Origin of the sequence: Stenotrophomonas maltophilia (assembly GCF_047497515.2) — a bacterium.
Lineage (GTDB): Bacteria > Pseudomonadota > Gammaproteobacteria > Xanthomonadales > Xanthomonadaceae > Stenotrophomonas.
Window position 1 is genome coordinate 20,645 of the sequence record NZ_JAXAXL020000016.1, and the last position, 19,018, is coordinate 39,662.

Sequence of the window (19,018 nt, forward strand, 5' to 3'; positions counted from 1 at the left end):
GCGTGTGCGGTCGCGTGCGGTACTGACGACTCCTCCCCCGTTCGGCGTTGTCGCTTCCATGTACCGCACCACCCTGAACCTGCTTGCCGGCGCCATCGCGCTGGGCCTCACCGCCGGCGCTGCCGGCGCCGCTGAAACCGCCGATACCGGCAAGGACAGCACCACCCTCGGCACCGTGCTGGTGACCGGCTCCAACATCAAGCGCAGCGATACCGCCGGGCCGAATCCGGTGCAGATCGTCAGCCGCGAACAGATCGAGCAGACCGGCCGCTCCACCCTCACCGACGTGCTGCGCAACCTGTCGGCCAACGCCGGCAACAGTTTCGACGAGCAGTACACCGGCAGCTTTGCCGCCGGCTCGGCCTCGATCGGCCTGCGTGGCCTGTCGCCGAAGAACACGCTGGTGCTGGTCAACGGCTACCGCGTCTCCAACTTCGGTTTCGCGCTCAACACGCAGGACACCTTCGTCGACCTCAACGCGTTGCCGATCAGCGCGGTCGAACGCATCGAAGTGCTGAAGGACGGCGCCTCGGCGGTGTACGGCTCCGATGCCATCGCCGGCGTCATCAACATCATCCTGCGAAAGAACTTCCAAGGCGTGGAAGTGGGCGGCGGCTTCGGTACTGCTACCCAGGGCGGCCTGGACGAACGCAAGGCCAACCTGCTGGCCGGCTTCGGTGACCTGGAACAGCAGGGCTGGAACGTGCTGTTCGGACTGGACCTGCTCAAGCGCGACCGCCTCGACGCCGATCAGCGCGCCTACACCCGCAGCGGCGACTTCCGCGACAAGCCCGGTGGCCGCCTGGCCGGCTGGTCCACTGCCGGTGGCAACTGGCTGGGCAACCCGCGTGCGCCGCAGCCGTTCAGTCCCTGCCCCGATGGCAGCCAGCTGCGCCCCTACAGCGATTTCGGCAGCACCCTGCCCGGCCAGGCCTGCGCCTTCAACGCGCAACCATTCAAGACCCTGCAGCCCGGCGCCGAGCGCCTGCAGGCGTCGTTGAGTGCGACCTACCGCTTCACTGACAGCGTCGAAGCATTCGCCGACGTGCTGTACAGCCACAACAAGGCCGACCAGATCTTCAGCGCGCCACTCACCGTCGGCCCCGGCCTGCGTGCCTACAACCCGGCCACCGGCACCCTGATCGACGTGCCGGCGGTGCTGCCGGTCGGCCACCCGAACAACCCGGGCAGCGCGCCGCTGCCGTTCGAGTACACCTTCTTCGATCTCGGCCCGCGCCTGAAGGACAACACCCAGGTGTTCTACCGTGCTCTTGCCGGCGTGCGCGGCAGTGGCGAGCGCTGGGACTGGGAAGTGGCGGCGCTGACCTCGCAGAGCGCACAGCGCGAGTACGTCGACAACTTCGTCAACCGCTACGCCTTCGAACAGATCCTGCGCGATGGCAGCTACAACTTCCTCAACCCGTCCAGCACGCCGGGGGCGCTGGATGCCCTGCGCCTGCAGACCAAGCGACCGGGCTGGTACAAGCTGCACTCATTGAACGTCAAAGCATCGACCTCGCTGTGGGAACTGCCGGCCGGCACGGTCGGCTTCGCCTGGGGTGCCGAGTTCCGCAAGGAATCGCTGGACGCGCGCACCAGCGCGCAGGTGCTGTCGGGCACCGAACTGCGCCCGGCCATCAACGTGGTCAACGGCGAGCGCCAGGTCAGCGCCGCCTACGCCGAACTGAGCGTGCCGCTGCATCGCACGCTGGAGCTGCAGGTGGCCGGTCGCGGCGATCGCTACGACGACTTCGGCAAGGCGTTCTCGCCGAAGGTGGCGCTGCGCTGGCAGCCGCTGGACAGCCTGTTGCTGCGCGGCTCGTTCTCGCGTGGCTTCCGTGCACCGTCGCTGCCGGAGATCGCGCCGGGCCAGACCGTCAGCTACGGCTCGGTGATCGACCCGTTGGATCCACTGCAGCCCGGTGGCAGCCGTGGCGTGACCAACATCCGCACCGGCAACCCGGATCTGAAGGCCGAGCGCTCGCGCAACTTCAACGTGGGTGCGGTGTGGTCGCCGGATGGCGACACCAGCATCGGCCTGGACTGGTACCGCATCGAGCAGGACAACCTGGTCAAGCCGGACAGCGCGCAGTTCATCGTCGACAACCCGACCCTGTTCCCCGGCCGCGTGCAGCGCGATGCACAAGGCCGCATCCAGTTCATCACCAACCAGTACGCCAACCAGGGCGAGCTGACCACCTCGGGGCTGGACCTGGACGCCACCCGCACCTTCCGCACCGATGGCTGGGGCAACTTCACCGTGGCCGGCAGCTGGACCCACCTGCTCAGCTTCAAGCAGCCCCTGGTGGCCGGCCAGGCGCCGTATGACGGTGCCGGCAACAACCGCCACGGCGCACTGCCGCGCACCCGCGGCACCACCTCGCTGAACTGGGCGGTGGGTGACTGGAGCAGCACGTTGAGCCTGCAGTACGTGAGCGGCTACGACCAGCGCGTGGCGACGGCGACCAGCAATCCGGGCCTGCGCGACCGCGTCAAGCCCTATCACCAATTGGATCTGTACGTGGCGTACGAAGGCATTGCCAACACCACGCTGTCGCTGTCGGTGCTGAACCTGACCGACAAGGACCCGCCGTTCGACCCGGCCGGTGGCTCCAACGGCTTCGACATCAGCCAGTACAACCTGCGTGGGCAGTTCGTCTCGCTGGGGGCGCGCTACCGGTTCTGATGCGGTGCTACAAGGGTGTGCGGACCAACGGTCCGCACCCACCACAGCGGTCGTGCATCAACGGCTCAGGTGCAGGAACTGCAGGTGCCGTTCGTACTGGCTGATGATGTCGTTGATGATCTGCTTGCGGCTGTAGCCCACCAGGTCGTAGTCCTGGCTGCCCTCGAACAGATGCACCTCGGCACGGTAGTAGCGCTGGTTGCGCAGCTGCTGCGCGGCGAACGACGGCGTCAGGTAGCCGCTGAGGATCACCCGGTACAGGAAGTCCTGCTGCTCGCCGTGGTTCACCGACAGCTCCATGTCACCCGCTTCAAAGCGGGTGGCCACATCCCAGCCCTGCCCGCGCAGCTGCTCGGCCACCGCCTCCATCGCCGGCTTCACCGTGTCGTCCATGAAGCGGTAGACCTGGTCGCGCACCGGGAAGTGCATGGCCTGGCTCAGGCGCTGGCGCCAGCCCTGGTGGTGGCGGTCGTCACCGATCAGCGGCGACGGCCGGTACTGCAGCGCGCGCTTGCGGTGCGATTCGTCACTGAAGGCACGGGTCAGGCCCCACATCATCAGCAACAGCACCGCCGAGAACGGCAGCGACGCCAGTACCACCGCCGATTTCAGCGCGTCGATGCTGCCGGCCAGCAGCAGGCCGGCGGTCAGCACCGCAATCACCGTGCCCCAGAACACGCGCAGCCAGCGCGGACCGTCATCCTCCGGCGCACCGCCGTGCGAAGACAGCGTGGACAGCACCACCGCCCCCGAATCGGCCGACGTCACGAAGAACACGAAGCTGACCAGCACCGTCACCGCGATCACCGTGCGGCTCCAGGGGTAGCCATCCAAGAGCGCATACAGCACGGTGGGTGGATCATCCACCGCCAGTTGCGCCAGTTGCTGCTGGCCATGGTGCAGCACCTGGTCCAGCGCGCTGTTGCCGAAGATCGAGAGCCACGCCAGGGTGAAGCCGAGCGGTATCAGCAGCACGCCGAACACGAATTCGCGGATGGTGCGGCCACGCGAGATGCGCGCGATGAACAGGCCGACGAACGGCGCCCAGCCGATCCACCAGGCCCAGTAGAACACCGTCCAGCCGCCCAGCCATTCCGGGCGGCCACCATAGGCGTACACGTCGAAGCTCTTGCCGACCACGCTGCCGAGGTAGTCGCCCAGGTTCTGCATCAAGGTGCTGAGCAGGTACTGCGTGGGGCCGGCGCACAGCATGAACAGCACCAGCGCGATCGCCAGCAGCATGTTGATGTTGGCCATCCAGCGCACGCCCTTCTCCACCCCGGAGACAGCCACGGCCACCGCCGCGCCCATCATGCTGACCACCAGGATGATCTGCACCAGGTTGGAGTGCGGGATGTTGAACAGGTGCGACAGGCCGGCATTGAGGTGCAGCACGCCGAAGCCCATGTCGGCACCGATGCCGAACACGGTGGCGACGATGCCCAGTGCATCCACGGTGTAACCGATCGGGCCATTGATGCGCTTGCCGATCAGCGGGTACAGCGCCGAACGCAGTGCCAGCGGCAGGTTGTGGCGGTAGGCGAAATAGGCCATCGCCATCGCCGCCAGCGCGAACACCCCCCAACCATGCAGGCCCCAATGCAGGAACAGCAGCTGCATGGCCTGGCGCGCACCGGCCTCGCCGGCTGCCGGGTCGCCCTGCGGTGGCTGCAGGTAGTGGGTCAGCGGTTCGGAAACGCAGAAGAAGAACAGGGTGATGCTGATACCGGCGGCGAACAGCATGCCGGCCCAGGACAGATAGCTGAACTCCGGCTCGTCATGGTCGGCACCAAGCTTGATTCCGCCATATTTGGACAGCGCCACGCCGACCACGAACACCAGGTACAGGGTCATCGCCAGCAGGTAGTACCAGCCGACATTGAGCGCGGCCCAGTCCTGTGCCTTGAGCAGAAGGCGGCCCGCACCCAGCGGGAACAGGCTGACAAACAGCGCGAACGCCACGACGACGATCGCCGCGAAGGCGAACACAGGCCGAAGGGTGCGCACCGGGGATTGTTGCGGCTCCAGTACTTCCATGGGGCGGCGTTCTCCGGCAGATCAAAGGATTAGCCGACCAATTCTGGATGAACCGCAGTGGACAGAGCATGAAGTTGTGGCCCGGAGTCACAGCCCGCGCGCGCGGTTTCGTGCTATCACGCGCGCGCCGCCGTGCCTGCCCTGTATCACGACATCACATGCACCGCGCACAGCTTGTTGCCGTCCGGATCGCGCAGGTAGGCCAGGAACAGCTGGCGTCCGGCCATGTTGCGGATGCCGGCCGGATCTTCGATGGCGGTACCCCCATGGGCCACGCCCGCATCCTGCCAGCTCCGCACGGCCTCGGCACTGTCCAGGGTGAAGCCGATGGTGCCGCCGTTGGCATGGCACGCCGGCTCACCGTCGATGGGGGCGGTGACGATGAACATCCGGCCGTCCTTGAAGTACACCAAGCGGCCCTTGTCATCGAACACCCCCGGGCGCGCACCCAGGGCGGTGAACAGGGCCTCGTAGAAGCGATGCGCGGCCTCCATGTTGTTCGTTCCAACGGTGATGTGACTGAACATGCGGGCACTCCTTGTGGAAGGACCGCAGTGTCGGCGAGCGCGGGGGCGCATCGCAAATCCACCCTCCTCGTGCCCTGGCTGCGCGCCGTTTGTCGAGTGACGCGCGATCATTCTATAATGGGAATCATTCTCATTAATGATCGATGCCGATGGCCGTGCCCGCCGCCTCCAGCACTGCGCTGGCGGGGTTCTACCGCGAACACCATGGTTGGCTGCTGGGCTGGCTCCGTCGCCGCACGCACAACGCAGACTGCGCGGCCGACCTGACCCAGGATACCTTCCTGCGCCTGCTCAGCCGTCGCGTCGATCCGTCCGAACTGCGCCTTCCGCGTGCCTACCTCAGCACCATTGCGCACGCCCTGCTGGTCAACCACTGGCAGCGCGCCGACCTGGAGCGCGCCTATCTGGCCGCGCTGGCCGCGCAACCGGAGCCGGTGCACCCGTCTGCGGAAGAGCGCACGCAGGCATTGCAGCTGCTGCATGCCATCGCCGACATGCTGTCCGGCCTGGCCGAGCGACCGCGGCGCGCCTTCCTGCTGGCACGACTGTCCGGACTCGGCTATGCGGAGATCGGCCAGCAGCTGGGCGTATCGGAGCGCATGGTCAAGAAGTACATGGCGCAGGCGATGCTGCATTGCCTGCGCTTGTCCGGCGATGCCACGGCATGAGTGCCGCACTGGCCAGCCCGGCGCTGCAGCAGGCTGCGGAATGGTTCGCGCTGCGCGAGCAGGGATGGAGTGACGGTGACCAGCAGCGCTGGCGCGCATGGCTGCACGCCAATGCCGGCCACGCCGATGCCTGGCAGCGCGTCGAGTCGGTCTGGCAGTCGTTCGCGCCATTGTCGGCCCCGGCGGCAGCGAAGGCGCTGGATACCGCTGGCCGTCGTCGCCGGCAGGCACTGCGTGGGCTCGGCGGCGCGCTCGGCCTCGGCGCCTTCTCGTTACTCGGCCTGCATGCGGTGCAGCTGCAGCGCGGCCTGCAGACGCAGCGCACCGCGGCCGGACACACGGGGCATTGGACGCTGACCGATGGCAGCCGGCTGTGGCTCAACGCCGACAGTGAAGTGTCGATCGACTTCGGCAACGGCCGCCGCGACCTGCACCTGCTGCGCGGCGAACTGCTGCTGCAGACCGGGCACCTGCCTGCATTTGCCCATCTGCCGCTGTCGGTGCATGTACCGGGCGCGCGCCTGCAGCCGATCGGCACTCGCTTCGCGGTCGGCCGCCAAGCACAGGACAGCCGCCTGGATGTGTTCGAGGGCGCGGTGCGCTGCGTGCCGCTGTTGGGTGCGGGGCTGGATGTAGCCGCGGGCGGAGCAGTACGGATCGGTCCAATGGGCGGACTGTCGGCGATCAATGCCGATCCGCTGCGTGGCGACTGGCAGGACGGCCGACTGCAGGTGCAGGACGTGCCCCTGATCCGTGTCATCGACGAGTTGGCCCGCCACCATCGCGGCTACCTCGGGTGTGATCCGACGCTCGCCGCATTGAACGTCACCGCGGTCCTGCCACGCCTGGACAGCCTGCAGGCCCTGCAACTGCTGGCCCGCGCCCTGCCGATCCGCATCGAGCAGCGTTGGCCGTGGTGGACCGTCGTGCGTCCGGCGTGATTCGTGGTTCCCTTTCTGCGCGCTCGGCGGGCACTACAAAGGAACCCATTGCGGATGTTGCCGCCCCATGAAACTGCTCTGCCCCTCCCCTCGCCCGCTGGCCATCGCACTGTGCCTGGCCCTGGCGTCCCCCTGCCTGCTGCCAGCGACCGCCGCAGCCCAGGACACCGCTGCTTCCGTTCGCTGGCACATTCCTGCGAGCGCGCTCGACCAGGCCCTGACCGCGTTCGGCCAGCAGTCCGGCCTGTCCATCGCCGCCGATGCGCGCCTGACCCGTGGCCGCCACAGCAACGGCGTGCAGGCCACGCTCGGCGCGGATGCCGCACTGGCGCAGCTGCTGGCCGGTACCGGCCTGACCTTCCAGCGGGATGCCAGCGGTGTGGTGCTGCAGGCGGCACCCAGCGCTGAAGCCGGGGTGCGCCAGATCGGCACCCTGCGCGTAGCCGGCCAGGCCAGCGAAGGCGCTTCGCCGTGGGGCCTGGCCGATGCCGATGCGGTCTACCGTGACAGCGGCTCGCGCGTGCACCTGGACCGCCAGCAGCTGGAGCGCTTCCGCGGCCAGTCGATCGGCGACGTGTTGGCCGGTGCGGTCGGCGTGCACACCGCCGACGTCCGCAATGGCGGCGCGCTGGACGTCAACATCCGCGGCCTGCAGGGCCAGAACCGGGTGCCGGTGATCATCGACGGCGGCCAGCAGGCCATCGACGTGTACCGCGGCTATGCCGGCGTGCAGCAGCGCAGCTACCTCGATCCGGACCTGATCAGCGCGGTCAGCATCGAGAAGGGACCGAGCCTGGCCGCCAATGCCGCCAGCGCGATCGGCGGCGTCGTGTACATGGAAACGCTGAACGTCGATGACATCCTCGACGACGGGCAGGACTGGGGCCTGCGCGTGCGCGGCGGTGTGGCCGACAACAGTATCGACCGCACCCGCACCTTCAAGCAGATCGCACGCGGCAACGACAACCGCAACAGCCTGCGCGACCCGCGTGACTGGAACGGCAGCCTGGCCTTCGCACAGCGTGGCGAGGACTGGCAGCTGGTGGCCGCCTATGCACAGCGCCGCCAGGGCAACTACTTCGCCGGCAGCAACGGCGCGCATCGCTACGACGACCAGCACCTGTCCAGCGGCGGCACCGGCATGTCCAGCCAGGCGGTGTCCAAACTCTTCCATCCCGGTGACGAAGTACTCAACACACATACCGACAATGAATCCGCACTGCTTAAATTCACCTGGACGCCCAGTCCGGACCAACGCCTGGAGCTGAGCCACCGCTACTTCAATTCGAGTTTCGGAGAAATCATGCCGTCGGCGATCGGTCGCGTGGGCGAATCCAACGAATGGGTGACCTACGTGGACAAGGCCAACACCATGTTCCAGTTCGAGCCGGGGAAGATGCGGGTCAACGCCACCTCGCTGCGCCATCGCTACCGGCCCGAGGCACACCCGTGGCTGGACCTGAGCAGCACCCTGTGGTTCACCACCGCCACCAGCCGCATGTTCAACAGCAACATCGCCAACACGCCGCTGTTCAAGAACTATCCGGGCGACGCGATGCCCGACACGCTCGGCGAGACCTACGGCCCGGGCCTGCAGTCGGACGTGAAGACCCAGCGCTGGGGCGTGGACAGCAGCAACACCACCCGCTTCAGCAATGATCTGGGTGAGTGGACGCTGCGCTACGGTGCCGCCTTCCAGCATGAGGACACCGCGCCGAATTCACCGGTGCTGCCGGTGGACTACAACAACAACCGCTACCTGCGCTCGGGCACGCGCCGCGAAGCCAGCGTCGTCGCCTCGCTGCAATGGCAGCCGTGGGACTGGCTGTCGCTGACCGCGGGCGGGCGCTTCATCGACTACCGCACCCGTGACCGCAACCGCGTGGCCTTCGTCAGCGAATCGCGCGACCTGCGCTACACCTTCGCGCGGCTGAGCAAGGGCGGCCAGCTGCTGCCGGGCTGGTACAAGGAGTGGTACCCGGACGCACAGGGCAACTACACGTATGACTCGCTGCGCGCCACGCCCTATGGCGACAGCACGCTGGGCCAGGCCTACGACTTCGATGGCTTCATTCCCGATCCGCGCGGTGACAACGGCTTCTACACCAAGCAGATTCCCACCGCGTGGGGCTACAAGCCGGCGATCCGCCGCTCCGGCCATGGCTTCGCGCCGTATGCCGAGGCCCGCTTCAACCTCGATGCGGACATGTTCTTCTACGTGAAGTACGCGCAGGGCTGGAAGATGCCCAGCCTGTTCGAATCGACACTGGGCAACAGCACCTCGGCGCCAGTGGCCGACCTCAAGCCGGAGAAGAACCGCTCCTGGGACATCGGCTTCAGCCTGCTCAAGCAGGACTTCTGGCGTGACGGCGACCGCCTGGCGTTCAAGGTGGCCTGGTTCAAGAACGATATCGACAACGCGATCACCCGCCGCTTCGATTCCAGCAACTGGGCGTTCTACGTCGACAATGTCGACAACTACACGGTGTCCGGCTACGAGCTGCAATCCGGCTATGACGCCGGCATTGCCTACCTGGACCTGTCGGCCAGCTACTACCAGCGCGCGCGCACCTGCGACGCGGCCACCGCCAAGCGCCTGCGCGAAGACCCCTATGCGAAGTGGAGCAAGCTGGATACCACGCCGGACTGCGTGGACGGCGGCTTCGGCACCTCGTTCGTCAATGCCCAGAATCCGCCGAAGTACTCGATCCACAGCACGCTGGGCGTCCGCCTGTTCGACCGCCGCCTGGATACCGGCATCCGCCGCACCTACAACAGCGGCCCCACCCACGAACTGGACAAGCCCTGGAACACCACCGGCTCGACCGGCCTGCAGAACATCTACCTGCCCACCGCGATCTATGACTTCTACGCGCGCTGGCAATTCACCCCGAAGGCCGAGGTGGAACTGGTGGTCAGCAACCTGCGCAACACCTACTACATGGACACGCTGGCGATGAGCCTGATGCCCGGTCCCGGTCGCACCACCCGGCTGAACTTCACCGCACGCTTCTAGGTCCTGCGGATACGACAGCGCCCCAGGGAGGTCCTCCCCGGGGCGCTTGCTCGCGGCGGCCCATGCTCTGGTAGCTGCCAACCGTGGTTCTGGTAGGCGCCAACCTTGGTTGGCGCAGCGACGCATCACTTCGCGGTACTGAGCAGCAGCACCGCGAACGTGACCAGCGCGATACCGATCCAGCCGATCGGACGCAGGCGGTTGCCGAACAGCAGGCGGCCGCAGGTGGCGGTACCGATCACGCCGATCGCGCCCCACATCGCGTAGGCGGTGGCCAGGTCCATGTAGCGCACCGCCTGGCCCAGCAGGGCGAAGGCGATCCAGACCATGACGATCGCAGCGACGCCCCAGCGCCAGCGACGGAAGCCTTCCGACTTGGCCACCATCATGTTGGCGGCGACGTCGATCGAGGCCGAACAGATCACGAAAAACAGGGCCAGGGTGTTCATCAGTGCGCCTCCCCGAGGGTGACGCAGACGATGCCCACCACCGCCAGCACCAGGCCGGCCAGCTGCTGCAGCGACAGGCTCTCGCCGAACACGGTGAGGCCGACCACGGTCAGCAGGGTCAGGCCAAGCCCCTCCCATACCGCATAGGCCACGCCGACTGCAATGCGACGCACCGACAGCGCCAGGAAGTAATAGGACAGCGCCAGCGCGCCGGCCATGACCAGATAGCCGGTCCAGCCGCCATCACGGGCGGCATGGGCCATGAACGAGGTACCGACCACTTCGGCGACGATCGCCACGGTCAGGCAGGCCCAGGCGACCAGCGCGCCTCGGGCGGGAACAGTACGGGACATGTGAAACTCCTTGCAGGGCGAGGACCGCGCCCCGCCATCAGTAGATCCACGCCATGCGTGGATGATCCGGAACGCCCCGCAGACAGGGGCGACGGCGGCCAGTATCATCGCCTTTTACGGTGGGATCAAAATGGATTCCATCGACAGGAGCGATGGATCAATGCCCTACTCCCCTGAATCCCTCCAAGCCTTCGTGGAAGCCGCGGCGCTCGGCTCGTTCTCGGCGGCAGCACGTCGCCTGCACAAGACCCAGTCGACGATCAGCACCGCCATCGCCCACCTGGAAGCGGACCTGGGGGTGAGCCTGTTCGACCGCAGTGGGCGCTACCCGCAGCTGACCGAAGCCGGCCGGCAGGTGCTCGGCCATGCCCAGGAGATCCTCGCCGCCGATGTGCGGCTTCAGCAGTTGAGCGTGCGCCTGGCCGCGCCGGTCGAAGCGCGCCTGACCCTGGTGTTCTCCGATGTCTACCAGCTTGATCCGGAGCTGCGGGTCCTGCAGCGGTTTGCGGAGGCGTTCCCGGAGATCGAGCTGGAATGGCTGGACGCCGAGGGCGAGGACGTGCTGGAACTTGTATGCAGCGGCCGGGCCGGTCTGGGCCTGCTGCCCAGGCAGGAACGCTATCCCGATGAACTGGTGGCCCGACCGCTGGCCCACCACAGCGAACTATCGGTCTATGTGGCGCGCGGCCATCCGCTGGCCGACGCCGGCCGTCGCGCGGCAGCCCAGCTGGCGCGGTACCGGCAGGTGCGATTGAGTGCGGAGGTCGACCACGCGCGCGCGGCTACCGGGTTGGCGTGGACCGCCACCGACTATCTGATGGTGATGGAGATGGCCGAGGACGGCATCGGCTGGGCCGAACTGCCGCGCGCGCTGGTACAGCGCTATGACCGTGGGCAACTGGTGGAACTGAGCCTGCCCGGCTGGCCGCGGCGCATCCACAGCGACCTGCTGTGGCGCCGCGACACGCCGCCGGGTCCGGCCGCCCTGTGGTGGGCCGACGCGCTGGGGTGACACACCCATCATCGCGCCATCCACGCATGGCGTGGATCTACTGAGAGCCCGGTAGATCCACGCCATGCGTGGATGGGAAGAGTACCTGGTAGATCCACGCCATGCGTGGATGGAAAGAGGACCTGGTAGATCCACGCCACGCGTGCGTGGGATGCCGGTTATCCGATCAACGCTGGGCCAGCGCGTAATCCAGCGCCGAGCACACCGCGGCCACCTGTGCGTCGTTGCACTGCTGCGGGGTGGCGCGCGGGCTGTCCGGGTAGACCTCGGTGGTGGTGGTGTACTTCGCACCGGTGATGCCCGCGCACAGTGCCAGCTTCTCCAGCGGGTACTCGATCACGCCATGGGCGACCACCGGCGAACCGATGATCTCGCCCTTGTCGTCGGCCGGGGCGATGTGGGTGACCTTTTCCACCGCGGCGATCACCGCCTGCTGGAACTCCGGCTGCGGGTTCGCGCTGTCGTCGACCAGGTAGAAACCATCCGGGATCAGGCCCGGCTCGAACGGCTTGCCATCACGCGCCGCCAGGGCCGGACGGAACTCGCTCTCGTCGCTGTCGGTGGTTTCATGCAGGTCGATGTGCAGCGCGAACTGCCCCTGGTAGGGCGCGATCAGTTCGATCACGGCGGTCGACTCGCGGGCCGGGCCGTCGGCGCGGAAATTACGGTTGGGGTCGACCGCATCGAAGTTCCAGCGGTTGATGCGCTCGAAGCCCCACGGGTTCACGCACGGCGCCACCAGCAGGTTGGCCTTGCCGGCATAGTCGGCGGCGTGGTTTTCGAGGAATTCCAGCGCACCCATCACGCCGCTGGTCTCATAGCCATGCACGCCACCGGTGACCAGCGCGGCGGGCAGGGCCGGATTCCAGTCGCGGCTGCGCAGGGCAAACAAAGTGTAGGTCTCGCCCGCGTAGTCGAGCTGGCCATAGGCCACCTTGTCGAAGCGCGAGGCCAGTGCCTCGATGCGCGGCAGCACCTCTTCGTCATAGCGACGCAGGCGCTGCTGGCGGCCACGCCACTGTTCCCGTTCCGCCGCTCCCCACGGCTGGCCAGGGGTTCCGACGGGGTAGAAGGCGGCTTGGGACATGGCGGATCTCGGCGAGTCAGGAAGCAATCGATCACTCTACCACCCGGTCATCGGCATGAACCGCAGACGCATTCCATTGGCGAATGGAAGCAGCAATAATTCTCATTTACGACCTTCCACGACCTGCACCGATGCCCATCAACGCCCCCCGACCGGCCCGCCTGCCGCTGGCCGCCGCCCTCGCCCTGTGCCTGCTTCCAGCCGCCAGCGCCTTCGCCCAGGACGGCGCCACCACGCTGGACAGCATCCAGGTCTCCGGCAGCTGGCTGGGCACCGGCCTGCACGACAGCGTCAAGAGCTTCGCCGGCGCACGCACCGTGGTCGACCGCCAGCGCATCGAGGCCAGCGGCGCGGCCAGCATCGGCGATGCCATGCGCCGTATTCCGGGTGTGCAGGTCACCGACAACTCCGGCACGGCCGGCAGTTCGGTGTCGTTGAACATAGGCGTGCGTGGCCTGACCGGCCGCTACTCGCCGCGCTCGACCGTGCTGCTGGACGGCGTGCCGCTGGCGGTGGCGCCGTATGGACAGCCACAGCTGTCGTTCGCGCCGACCAGCCTGTCCAACATCGAATCGATCGACGTGGTGCGCGGCGGCGGGGCGGTGCGTTACGGGCCGCAGAACGTCGGCGGCATCATCAACTTCAGCACCCGCGCCATTCCCACCGGCGCCGGCCTGCACGGTGAGGCCGGTGTGCGCTACACCGCCTACGATCACGGTGGAGGCAACAGCACCCAGTACAACGCCTTCCTCGGCGGCACCGGCGACAACGGGCTGGGCGCCGCCCTGCTCTACTCCGGCCAGGACGGCCGCGGCTGGCGCCAGGGCAGCGATGATCGCTTCAACGATCTCGCACTGAAGTTCGCCTACGCCATCGACGAACGGCAGGAACTGCGTGCCAAGCTGTCCTACTACGATGTGCGCTCGCTGACCCCGGGCGGCCTGACCCGCGCGCAGTACGAGGCCGATCCGTTCCAGAACACCCGCCCGACCGACTTCTGGAAGGGCCATCGCACCGGCATCGACCTGGGCTACACCAACACGCTCTCGGCCAACAGCGAGTTCGAGGTGCTGGCCTATTACAACGAGAGCAGCCGTGCCAGCTCGCTGATCAATGCCGCCAACACCCAGCTGACCGTGCAGCCGCGCGACTACCGCGTGCTCGGCATCGAGCCGCGCTACACCCAGCGCCTGCACTGGGGCAGCACGGTGCATGACATCACCGCCGGTTACCGCTTCCTGCGCGAGCGCGGCAACGATCGCAGCTACACCGTGACCCGCCGCACCGGTGCGGCCAGCGCCACCACCCGCTTCGACAACGCCACCGACGCCCACGCGTTCTACATCGACGACCGCATCGCGGTTGGCCAGTGGCGGATCACCCCCGGCGTACGCATGGAGTGGATCGACATGGACCGCCGCCAGTCCGGCGGCAGCGCGACCTTCAGCAGCCGCAATGACAAGGCCCTGCCCTCGCTCAACATCGCCTATCTGCTGACCCCGCAGCTGACCGTGTTCGGCAACTACACCACCTCGTTCGGGCCGGTGCAGAACATCCAGCTGAATTCGCAGACCGCCAGCAACCCGCTGAACCCGGAAGTGGCAAAGACCGCCGAACTGGGCGCGCGCTGGCAGGACGGCGCCCTGCGCGCGGAAGTGACCGTGTTCAAGATGCGCTTCGACAACCAGATCCTGCAGGTGCCGGGCATCACCCCGCCGACCTTCCAGAACATCGGCGCCACCGACCACAAGGGCGTGGAAAGCGCGCTGGAATACCACTTCGCCGAGGGCGGCGCGCTGGCCGGGCTGGAGCTGTACGCCAACTACACCTGGACCAAGGCGATCCAGCAGTCCGGCGACAACCGCGGCCTGGACGTACCGTTCTACTCGCGCGACACCGACAGCGTCGGCGCCCGCTACGCGCTGGCTGGCTGGACCTTCAATGTCTCCAGCACCCACCAGAGCGGCCAGTTCTCCGATGCCGCCAACACATGGGAAGAAACCGCCGATGCGCGCGTGGGCCGCGTGCCCGGCGTGCGCCTGTGGAACGCGCAGGTGGCCTGGCAGGTGCCGGGGCTGGGCGACAGCGAGATCGCGCTGGGCGTGAACAACCTGGCCGACAAGCGCTGGTACACCCGCAACGTCGACGGCAACGCCGGGCGCATGGTGGCCGCGCCGCGCACCTTCTACGTGCAGGGCCGCTACCGCTTCTGAGGCGGTAACCGCCCGATGCAGTGACGGTGGCGCTCACGGTGGCGGCGTATCATGCCGCCACCATGTCACTGCCCGTTTCACCATCGCGCCTGCATCTGGCCTTCCAGGGCCTGCGCCTGCGCCTGCGCGGCAGTGACCTGTGGTTCATCGCGCTGGCGCTGCTGGTCGGCCTGATCGCCGGCTACCTGACCCTGCTGCAGTCGGGCATCGCGCGCTGGCTGCAGGGTGCGCTGTACGGCCTGGACGAAGGCATGCGGCTGAGCTCCCTGCCCTCGCTGACCTGGACCGCGCTGCTGGTACTGCCGCTGGGTGGCCTGCTGGTGGGGCTGGTCAGCCTGGCCGCGACCCGGCTCAAGCGTCCCCTGCTCGATGCGGTGGAGGCCAACGCCCTGCACGGCGGCCGCATGTCGATGCGCGACAACCTGATCGTGCTGACCCAGACGCTGCTGTCCAACGGCTGCGGCGCCTCGGTCGGGCTGGAGGCGTCGTATACGCAGATGGGCGCCGGCAGCGGCTCGCAGTTGGGGCGGGTGATGCGCCTGCGCCGCAACGACGTGCGCATCCTGGTCGGCGCCGGCGCCGCCGGTGCCATCGCCGCCGCCTTCGGAGCCCCTCTGGCCGGCGCGTTCTACGCCTTCGAGATCGTCATCGGCGCCTACACACCGGCTGCACTGGCGCCGGTCGCGGTCGCCGCCTTGGCCGGCGCGTTCGTGGCCGACCAGGCTGGCATCGAGGCCTACCTGCTGCCCGCCGCCTCGACGATTGATGTCCGCGCCGCCGACTACGCCATCTACGGCCTGCTCGGCTGCTGCTGCGCGATGGTCGGCATCGCGGTGATGCGGCTGATCGCCTCGATCGAAGGCACGGTCAAGCGCAGCCCGTTGCCATTGTGGGGCCGGCCGGTGGTGGGCGGCCTGCTGCTGATTCCACTGGCGCTGGCCAGCCCGCAGGTGCTGTCGTCCGGGCATGGCGCGCTGCACCTGGACCTGACCACGCACCTGCCGCTGATCTGGATCGGCGGCCTGTTGACCCTGAAGTGCCTGGCCTCGGGCATCTCGCTCGGGTTCGGCTTCCGCGGCGGCCTGTTCTTCGCCTCGCTGTTCATGGGAACCCTGGTCGGCGCCCTGTTCGCCGGCCTGCTGGCCATGGCCACCGGGGTGCCGGTGATCGACGCCACCTCGGCCGCGCTGGCCGGGATGGCGGCGCTGGCCGCGGCGGTGGTCGGCGCGCCGATGACCATGGCCATGCTGGTGCTGGAAGGCACCCACGACTTCCTGCTGACCAGTGTGGTGATGAGTGCGGTGCTGGTGTCCAGTACGCTGGTGCGGCAGTGGTTCGGCTACTCGTTCTCGACCTGGCGCATGCATCTGCGCGGCGAGACCATCAAGAGCGCCCGCGACGTGGGCTGGGTGCAGAACCTCAACGCCGGCCGACTGATGCGCAAGGGCGTGGCGACCGCACCGGCCGGCTTGGACGCTGCCGCGTTCCGCCAGCGTTTCCCGCTGGGTTCGGGCAGCCGGGTGGTGCTGATCGATGGCGAAGGCCACTACGCCGGCATCGTGCAGATCCCGCGCGTCTATGGCGATGGCGTGAAGCCGGAGACCGCGATCGGCGAACTGGCCGAGAACCGTGACGTGTCACTGTCGCCGGCCGCGGACGTGGTCAGCGTGATGCAGCGCTTCGACCAGACCCAGGCCGACGAACTGGCCGTGGTCACCGCCGACGGCCAGGTGCTGGGCGTGGTCTCCGAAGCCTTCGTGCGCAAGCGCTACGCCGAGGAACTGGACAAGCGCCAGCGCGAACTGATGGGCGAGCGCGTCGAGGACACCGATTGACCTCACAAAAAGGGGACGGAGGGGATTAAGTCGTTTCCGGCACATCTGGATGTCCACGCAGGGCGTGGATCTACTGTCACCTCGACCGGGTAGACTCGGGCCATGCGCTTCATTGAAACCTTCCAGGCCGGCCCCTTCGCCGACACCGTGGTCAGCCTGCTGGCCGCCTTCGTACTGGGCACGCTGATCGGCGCCGAGCGGCAGTACCGGCAGCGCACCGCCGGCCTGCGCACCAACGTGCTGGTGGCCGTGGGGGCCGCCGCCTTCGTCGACCTGGGCATGCGCATCGCCGGCAGCGCCGAAGCGGTGCGGGTGATCTCCTACGTGGTCTCCGGCGTCGGTTTCCTCGGTGCCGGCGTGATCATGAAGGAAGGCATGAACGTGCGCGGCCTGAACACCGCCGCCACCCTGTGGTGCTCGGCGGCGGTCGGCAGCTGCACGGGCGCGGACATGCTGGCCGAGGGCGTGCTGCTGACGGTGTTGATCATTGCCGGCAACACCCTGCTACGGCCGCTGGTGAATGCGATCAACCGCATCCCGATCAACGAGACGGCGACCGAAGCGACCTACGAGGTGCGCCTGAGCGTGGATGCCGAAGCGGTGCCGCGCGTACGCGAGCGGCTGGTCGATGCGCTGGAGGCCGCGCAGTATCCGGTTGGCGATGTGCAGGTGGTCGAACATGCCGACGCGCCCACCGATGTGATCGCGGTCCTGGTCAGCACCGCGGTCAGCGCCGATGAACTGGACGTGGTGCTGGCACGGATGGAGCATGTGCCAGGCGTGCTGCACGCTACCTGGGAAGTCAGTACCCGCGATTGATGCATCCACGCATGGCGTGGTGCAGTAGATCCACGCCATGCGTGGATGCGCTTCTCTCACCCTCCCGCGATGTGCTGCTGGGCCCGCAACAACTTGCGGAATGAGCCGCACTGTCGCGCATCCTGCGCCTCCGGGCAGGCCGCCGCCCGCTGCAGGTGCCGGCGTATCCGCTGCAACTGGTTGATCTGCCGCTGCAGGACATCGGCCTGCGCCAGCAGGGCCTCCCGGTCCAGCGTGAGGCATCCACGCAGGGGCGGCAGCGATACCCCGATCTGCTGCAGCGACAGCCCGGCCGCCTGGCCGAGGCCGATCAGCGCCAGCCGTTCCAGCACCTGCTCGTCGTACTGCCGGCGCATGCCGCGACGGCCCAGGGCCTGCAACAGCCCCAGCTGTTCGTAGTAGCGCAGTGTCGAGGCCGGCACGCCACTGCGCTTGACCACCTCGCCGATATCCAGTTCACGCATGGGCTTGACCTCAAGTCGCCTTCAAGCGCCAACCTAGGGGCAACTTCCCTGCAAGGCAAGGCCATGGCCAGCACATCCCCGGTTGATCAGAACGCGCTCTGGAATGGCCCTGGCGGGCAGGTATGGGTCGCGCAACAGGCCATCCTCGATGGCCTGTTCCAGCCGATGGCCGATCTGCTGGCCAGCGAACTGCCGGAAACCGTCACGCAACTACTGGACGTCGGCTGCGGCACCGGCGCCAGCCTGCTCGCGTCCGCCGCGGCGCGACCGGCGGCACACTGCACCGGCCTGGACATCTCCGCGCCGATGCTGGCGCTGGCCCGGCAACGTGCCCAGGCGGCGGGACTGGACGCGGACTTCATCGTGGCCGACGCACAGCAGCATCCGCTGCCGCTTGCGCATTACGACTGGATCCAGTCGCGACTGGGCGTGATGTTCTTTGAGGACAGCGGCGCGGCCTTCGCCAATCTGCATCGCGCCGCACGACCCGGCGCCGGTCTTCGCTTCATCGCGTGGCGCAGTGCTGCAGAGAATCCGTTCATGACCACTGCCAAGCGCGCCATCGGCGATGCGTTGGAACTACCGCCACGCGTGCCCGGCGCTCCGGGACAGTTCGCCTTCGCCGGTGGCGAACGCGTGCGGCACGTATTGCTGGCTGCCGACTGGAGAGACGTCGACGTGGTGCCGGTGGACCTGCCCTGCTCGATCGCCCGCGACGACCTGCCGACCTACGTGGGACAGCTTGGCCCGCTGGGACTGGCACTGCGCTCGATGCCGGAAGCCCGCGCCGCCGCCCTGCGCGACAAGGCGTTGGCCGCATTCGCGCCGTTCATCGAAGGTGACCGCGTTCGCGTGGATGCCGCCTGTTGGCTGGTCCGCGCCCGCGCATAAAAAAAGACGGAGGGGATCAA

15 protein-coding genes are annotated in these 19,018 nt (G+C 67.7%); 9 read left to right on the top strand and 6 right to left on the bottom strand.

What is annotated here, in order from left to right; translation table 11 throughout:
- Positions 1-58 precede the first annotated feature (58 nt).
- Positions 59-2,686, top strand: coding sequence for a TonB-dependent receptor domain-containing protein (locus tag ACMZPQ_RS18340; protein ID WP_197581366.1), 2,628 nt, complete (start codon positions 59-61; stop codon positions 2,684-2,686).
- 57 nt (positions 2,687-2,743) lie between these two features.
- On the opposite strand, the gene betT is transcribed toward ACMZPQ_RS18340, so the two are convergent.
- Both betT and ACMZPQ_RS18350 read right to left on the bottom strand, forming a co-directional pair.
- Positions 2,744-4,723, bottom strand: coding sequence for a choline BCCT transporter BetT (gene betT / locus ACMZPQ_RS18345; protein WP_197581364.1), 1,980 nt, complete (start codon positions 4,721-4,723; stop codon positions 2,744-2,746).
- Positions 4,724-4,869: 146 nt separating this feature from the next.
- Positions 4,870-5,250, bottom strand: a complete 381-nt coding sequence (locus tag ACMZPQ_RS18350; RefSeq protein ID WP_197581362.1) for a VOC family protein — start codon at positions 5,248-5,250, stop codon at positions 4,870-4,872.
- Positions 5,251-5,399: 149 nt separating this feature from the next.
- On the opposite strand from ACMZPQ_RS18350, the gene ACMZPQ_RS18355 reads away from it, so the two are divergent.
- The 3 genes from ACMZPQ_RS18355 (at position 5,400) to ACMZPQ_RS18365 (ending at position 9,875) form a co-directional block, all read left to right on the top strand.
- Positions 5,400-5,918: a sigma-70 family RNA polymerase sigma factor gene (locus tag ACMZPQ_RS18355; protein ID WP_101765637.1), complete on the top strand. Its 519-nt coding sequence runs from the start codon at positions 5,400-5,402 to the stop codon at positions 5,916-5,918.
- Entirely contained in the window at positions 5,915-6,859 is a 945-nt protein-coding gene (locus ACMZPQ_RS18360) for a FecR family protein (RefSeq protein WP_414486117.1), read from the top strand. Before ACMZPQ_RS18355 ends, ACMZPQ_RS18360 begins: the two co-directional genes overlap by 4 nt.
- A gap of 67 nt (positions 6,860-6,926) precedes the next feature.
- The gene (locus tag ACMZPQ_RS18365; protein WP_197581357.1) at positions 6,927-9,875 is read left to right on the top strand and encodes a TonB-dependent receptor domain-containing protein; all 2,949 of its coding nucleotides are present in this window, start codon (positions 6,927-6,929) and stop codon (positions 9,873-9,875) included.
- A gap of 125 nt (positions 9,876-10,000) precedes the next feature.
- Here the strand turns inward: ACMZPQ_RS18365 and ACMZPQ_RS18370 are convergent, their stop codons facing one another.
- Positions 10,001-10,324 (bottom strand): DMT family transporter, encoded by a 324-nt coding sequence (locus tag ACMZPQ_RS18370; protein ID WP_197581354.1) that lies wholly within the window; start codon positions 10,322-10,324, stop codon positions 10,001-10,003.
- Complete coding sequence (locus ACMZPQ_RS18375) at positions 10,324-10,677, bottom strand: SMR family transporter (protein ID WP_006450325.1); 354 nt, start codon at positions 10,675-10,677, stop codon at positions 10,324-10,326. The genes ACMZPQ_RS18370 and ACMZPQ_RS18375 overlap by 1 nt, the downstream gene beginning before the upstream one ends.
- A gap of 160 nt (positions 10,678-10,837) precedes the next feature.
- On the opposite strand from ACMZPQ_RS18375, the gene ACMZPQ_RS18380 reads away from it, so the two are divergent.
- The gene (locus ACMZPQ_RS18380; RefSeq protein ID WP_197581351.1) at positions 10,838-11,689 is read left to right on the top strand and encodes a LysR substrate-binding domain-containing protein; all 852 of its coding nucleotides are present in this window, start codon (positions 10,838-10,840) and stop codon (positions 11,687-11,689) included.
- A 166-nt stretch (positions 11,690-11,855) separates the two neighbouring features.
- Here ACMZPQ_RS18380 and ACMZPQ_RS18385 read toward each other — a convergent pair whose 3' ends face one another.
- Positions 11,856-12,776, bottom strand: a complete 921-nt coding sequence (locus ACMZPQ_RS18385; RefSeq protein ID WP_197581348.1) for a M14 family metallopeptidase — start codon at positions 12,774-12,776, stop codon at positions 11,856-11,858.
- Between the two features lie 131 nt (positions 12,777-12,907).
- Here ACMZPQ_RS18385 and ACMZPQ_RS18390 point away from each other — a divergent pair, with 131 nt between their 5' ends.
- From ACMZPQ_RS18390 to ACMZPQ_RS18400, 3 genes are all read left to right on the top strand, one after another.
- Entirely contained in the window at positions 12,908-14,989 is a 2,082-nt protein-coding gene (locus tag ACMZPQ_RS18390) for a TonB-dependent receptor family protein (protein ID WP_197581346.1), read from the top strand.
- A gap of 62 nt (positions 14,990-15,051) precedes the next feature.
- Entirely contained in the window at positions 15,052-16,824 is a 1,773-nt protein-coding gene (locus ACMZPQ_RS18395; protein ID WP_414486116.1) for a chloride channel protein, read from the top strand.
- A 102-nt stretch (positions 16,825-16,926) separates the two neighbouring features.
- Positions 16,927-17,643 (top strand): MgtC/SapB family protein, encoded by a 717-nt coding sequence (locus ACMZPQ_RS18400; protein ID WP_024957423.1) that lies wholly within the window; start codon positions 16,927-16,929, stop codon positions 17,641-17,643.
- 56 nt (positions 17,644-17,699) lie between these two features.
- Here the strand turns inward: ACMZPQ_RS18400 and ACMZPQ_RS18405 are convergent, their stop codons facing one another.
- Positions 17,700-18,107, bottom strand: a complete 408-nt coding sequence (locus tag ACMZPQ_RS18405) for a MerR family transcriptional regulator (RefSeq protein WP_197581341.1) — start codon at positions 18,105-18,107, stop codon at positions 17,700-17,702.
- Between the two features lie 63 nt (positions 18,108-18,170).
- On the opposite strand from ACMZPQ_RS18405, the gene ACMZPQ_RS18410 reads away from it, so the two are divergent.
- Positions 18,171-18,998: a methyltransferase domain-containing protein gene (locus ACMZPQ_RS18410; RefSeq protein WP_197581338.1), complete on the top strand. Its 828-nt coding sequence runs from the start codon at positions 18,171-18,173 to the stop codon at positions 18,996-18,998.
- Positions 18,999-19,018 lie beyond the last annotated feature (20 nt).

Coding starts and splice junctions, on each gene's coding strand:
- ACMZPQ_RS18340 (WP_197581366.1), top strand. CDS start 59: ATGTACCGCACCACCCTGAACCTGCTTGCCGGCGCCATCGCGCTGGGC.
- betT (WP_197581364.1), bottom strand. CDS start 4,723: ATGGAAGTACTGGAGCCGCAACAATCCCCGGTGCGCACCCTTCGGCCT.
- ACMZPQ_RS18350 (WP_197581362.1), bottom strand. CDS start 5,250: ATGTTCAGTCACATCACCGTTGGAACGAACAACATGGAGGCCGCGCAT.
- ACMZPQ_RS18355 (WP_101765637.1), top strand. CDS start 5,400: ATGGCCGTGCCCGCCGCCTCCAGCACTGCGCTGGCGGGGTTCTACCGC.
- ACMZPQ_RS18360 (WP_414486117.1), top strand. CDS start 5,915: ATGAGTGCCGCACTGGCCAGCCCGGCGCTGCAGCAGGCTGCGGAATGG.
- ACMZPQ_RS18365 (WP_197581357.1), top strand. CDS start 6,927: ATGAAACTGCTCTGCCCCTCCCCTCGCCCGCTGGCCATCGCACTGTGC.
- ACMZPQ_RS18370 (WP_197581354.1), bottom strand. CDS start 10,324: ATGAACACCCTGGCCCTGTTTTTCGTGATCTGTTCGGCCTCGATCGAC.
- ACMZPQ_RS18375 (WP_006450325.1), bottom strand. CDS start 10,677: ATGTCCCGTACTGTTCCCGCCCGAGGCGCGCTGGTCGCCTGGGCCTGC.
- ACMZPQ_RS18380 (WP_197581351.1), top strand. CDS start 10,838: ATGCCCTACTCCCCTGAATCCCTCCAAGCCTTCGTGGAAGCCGCGGCG.
- ACMZPQ_RS18385 (WP_197581348.1), bottom strand. CDS start 12,776: ATGTCCCAAGCCGCCTTCTACCCCGTCGGAACCCCTGGCCAGCCGTGG.
- ACMZPQ_RS18390 (WP_197581346.1), top strand. CDS start 12,908: ATGCCCATCAACGCCCCCCGACCGGCCCGCCTGCCGCTGGCCGCCGCC.
- ACMZPQ_RS18395 (WP_414486116.1), top strand. CDS start 15,052: ATGTCACTGCCCGTTTCACCATCGCGCCTGCATCTGGCCTTCCAGGGC.
- ACMZPQ_RS18400 (WP_024957423.1), top strand. CDS start 16,927: ATGCGCTTCATTGAAACCTTCCAGGCCGGCCCCTTCGCCGACACCGTG.
- ACMZPQ_RS18405 (WP_197581341.1), bottom strand. CDS start 18,107: ATGCGTGAACTGGATATCGGCGAGGTGGTCAAGCGCAGTGGCGTGCCG.
- ACMZPQ_RS18410 (WP_197581338.1), top strand. CDS start 18,171: ATGGCCAGCACATCCCCGGTTGATCAGAACGCGCTCTGGAATGGCCCT.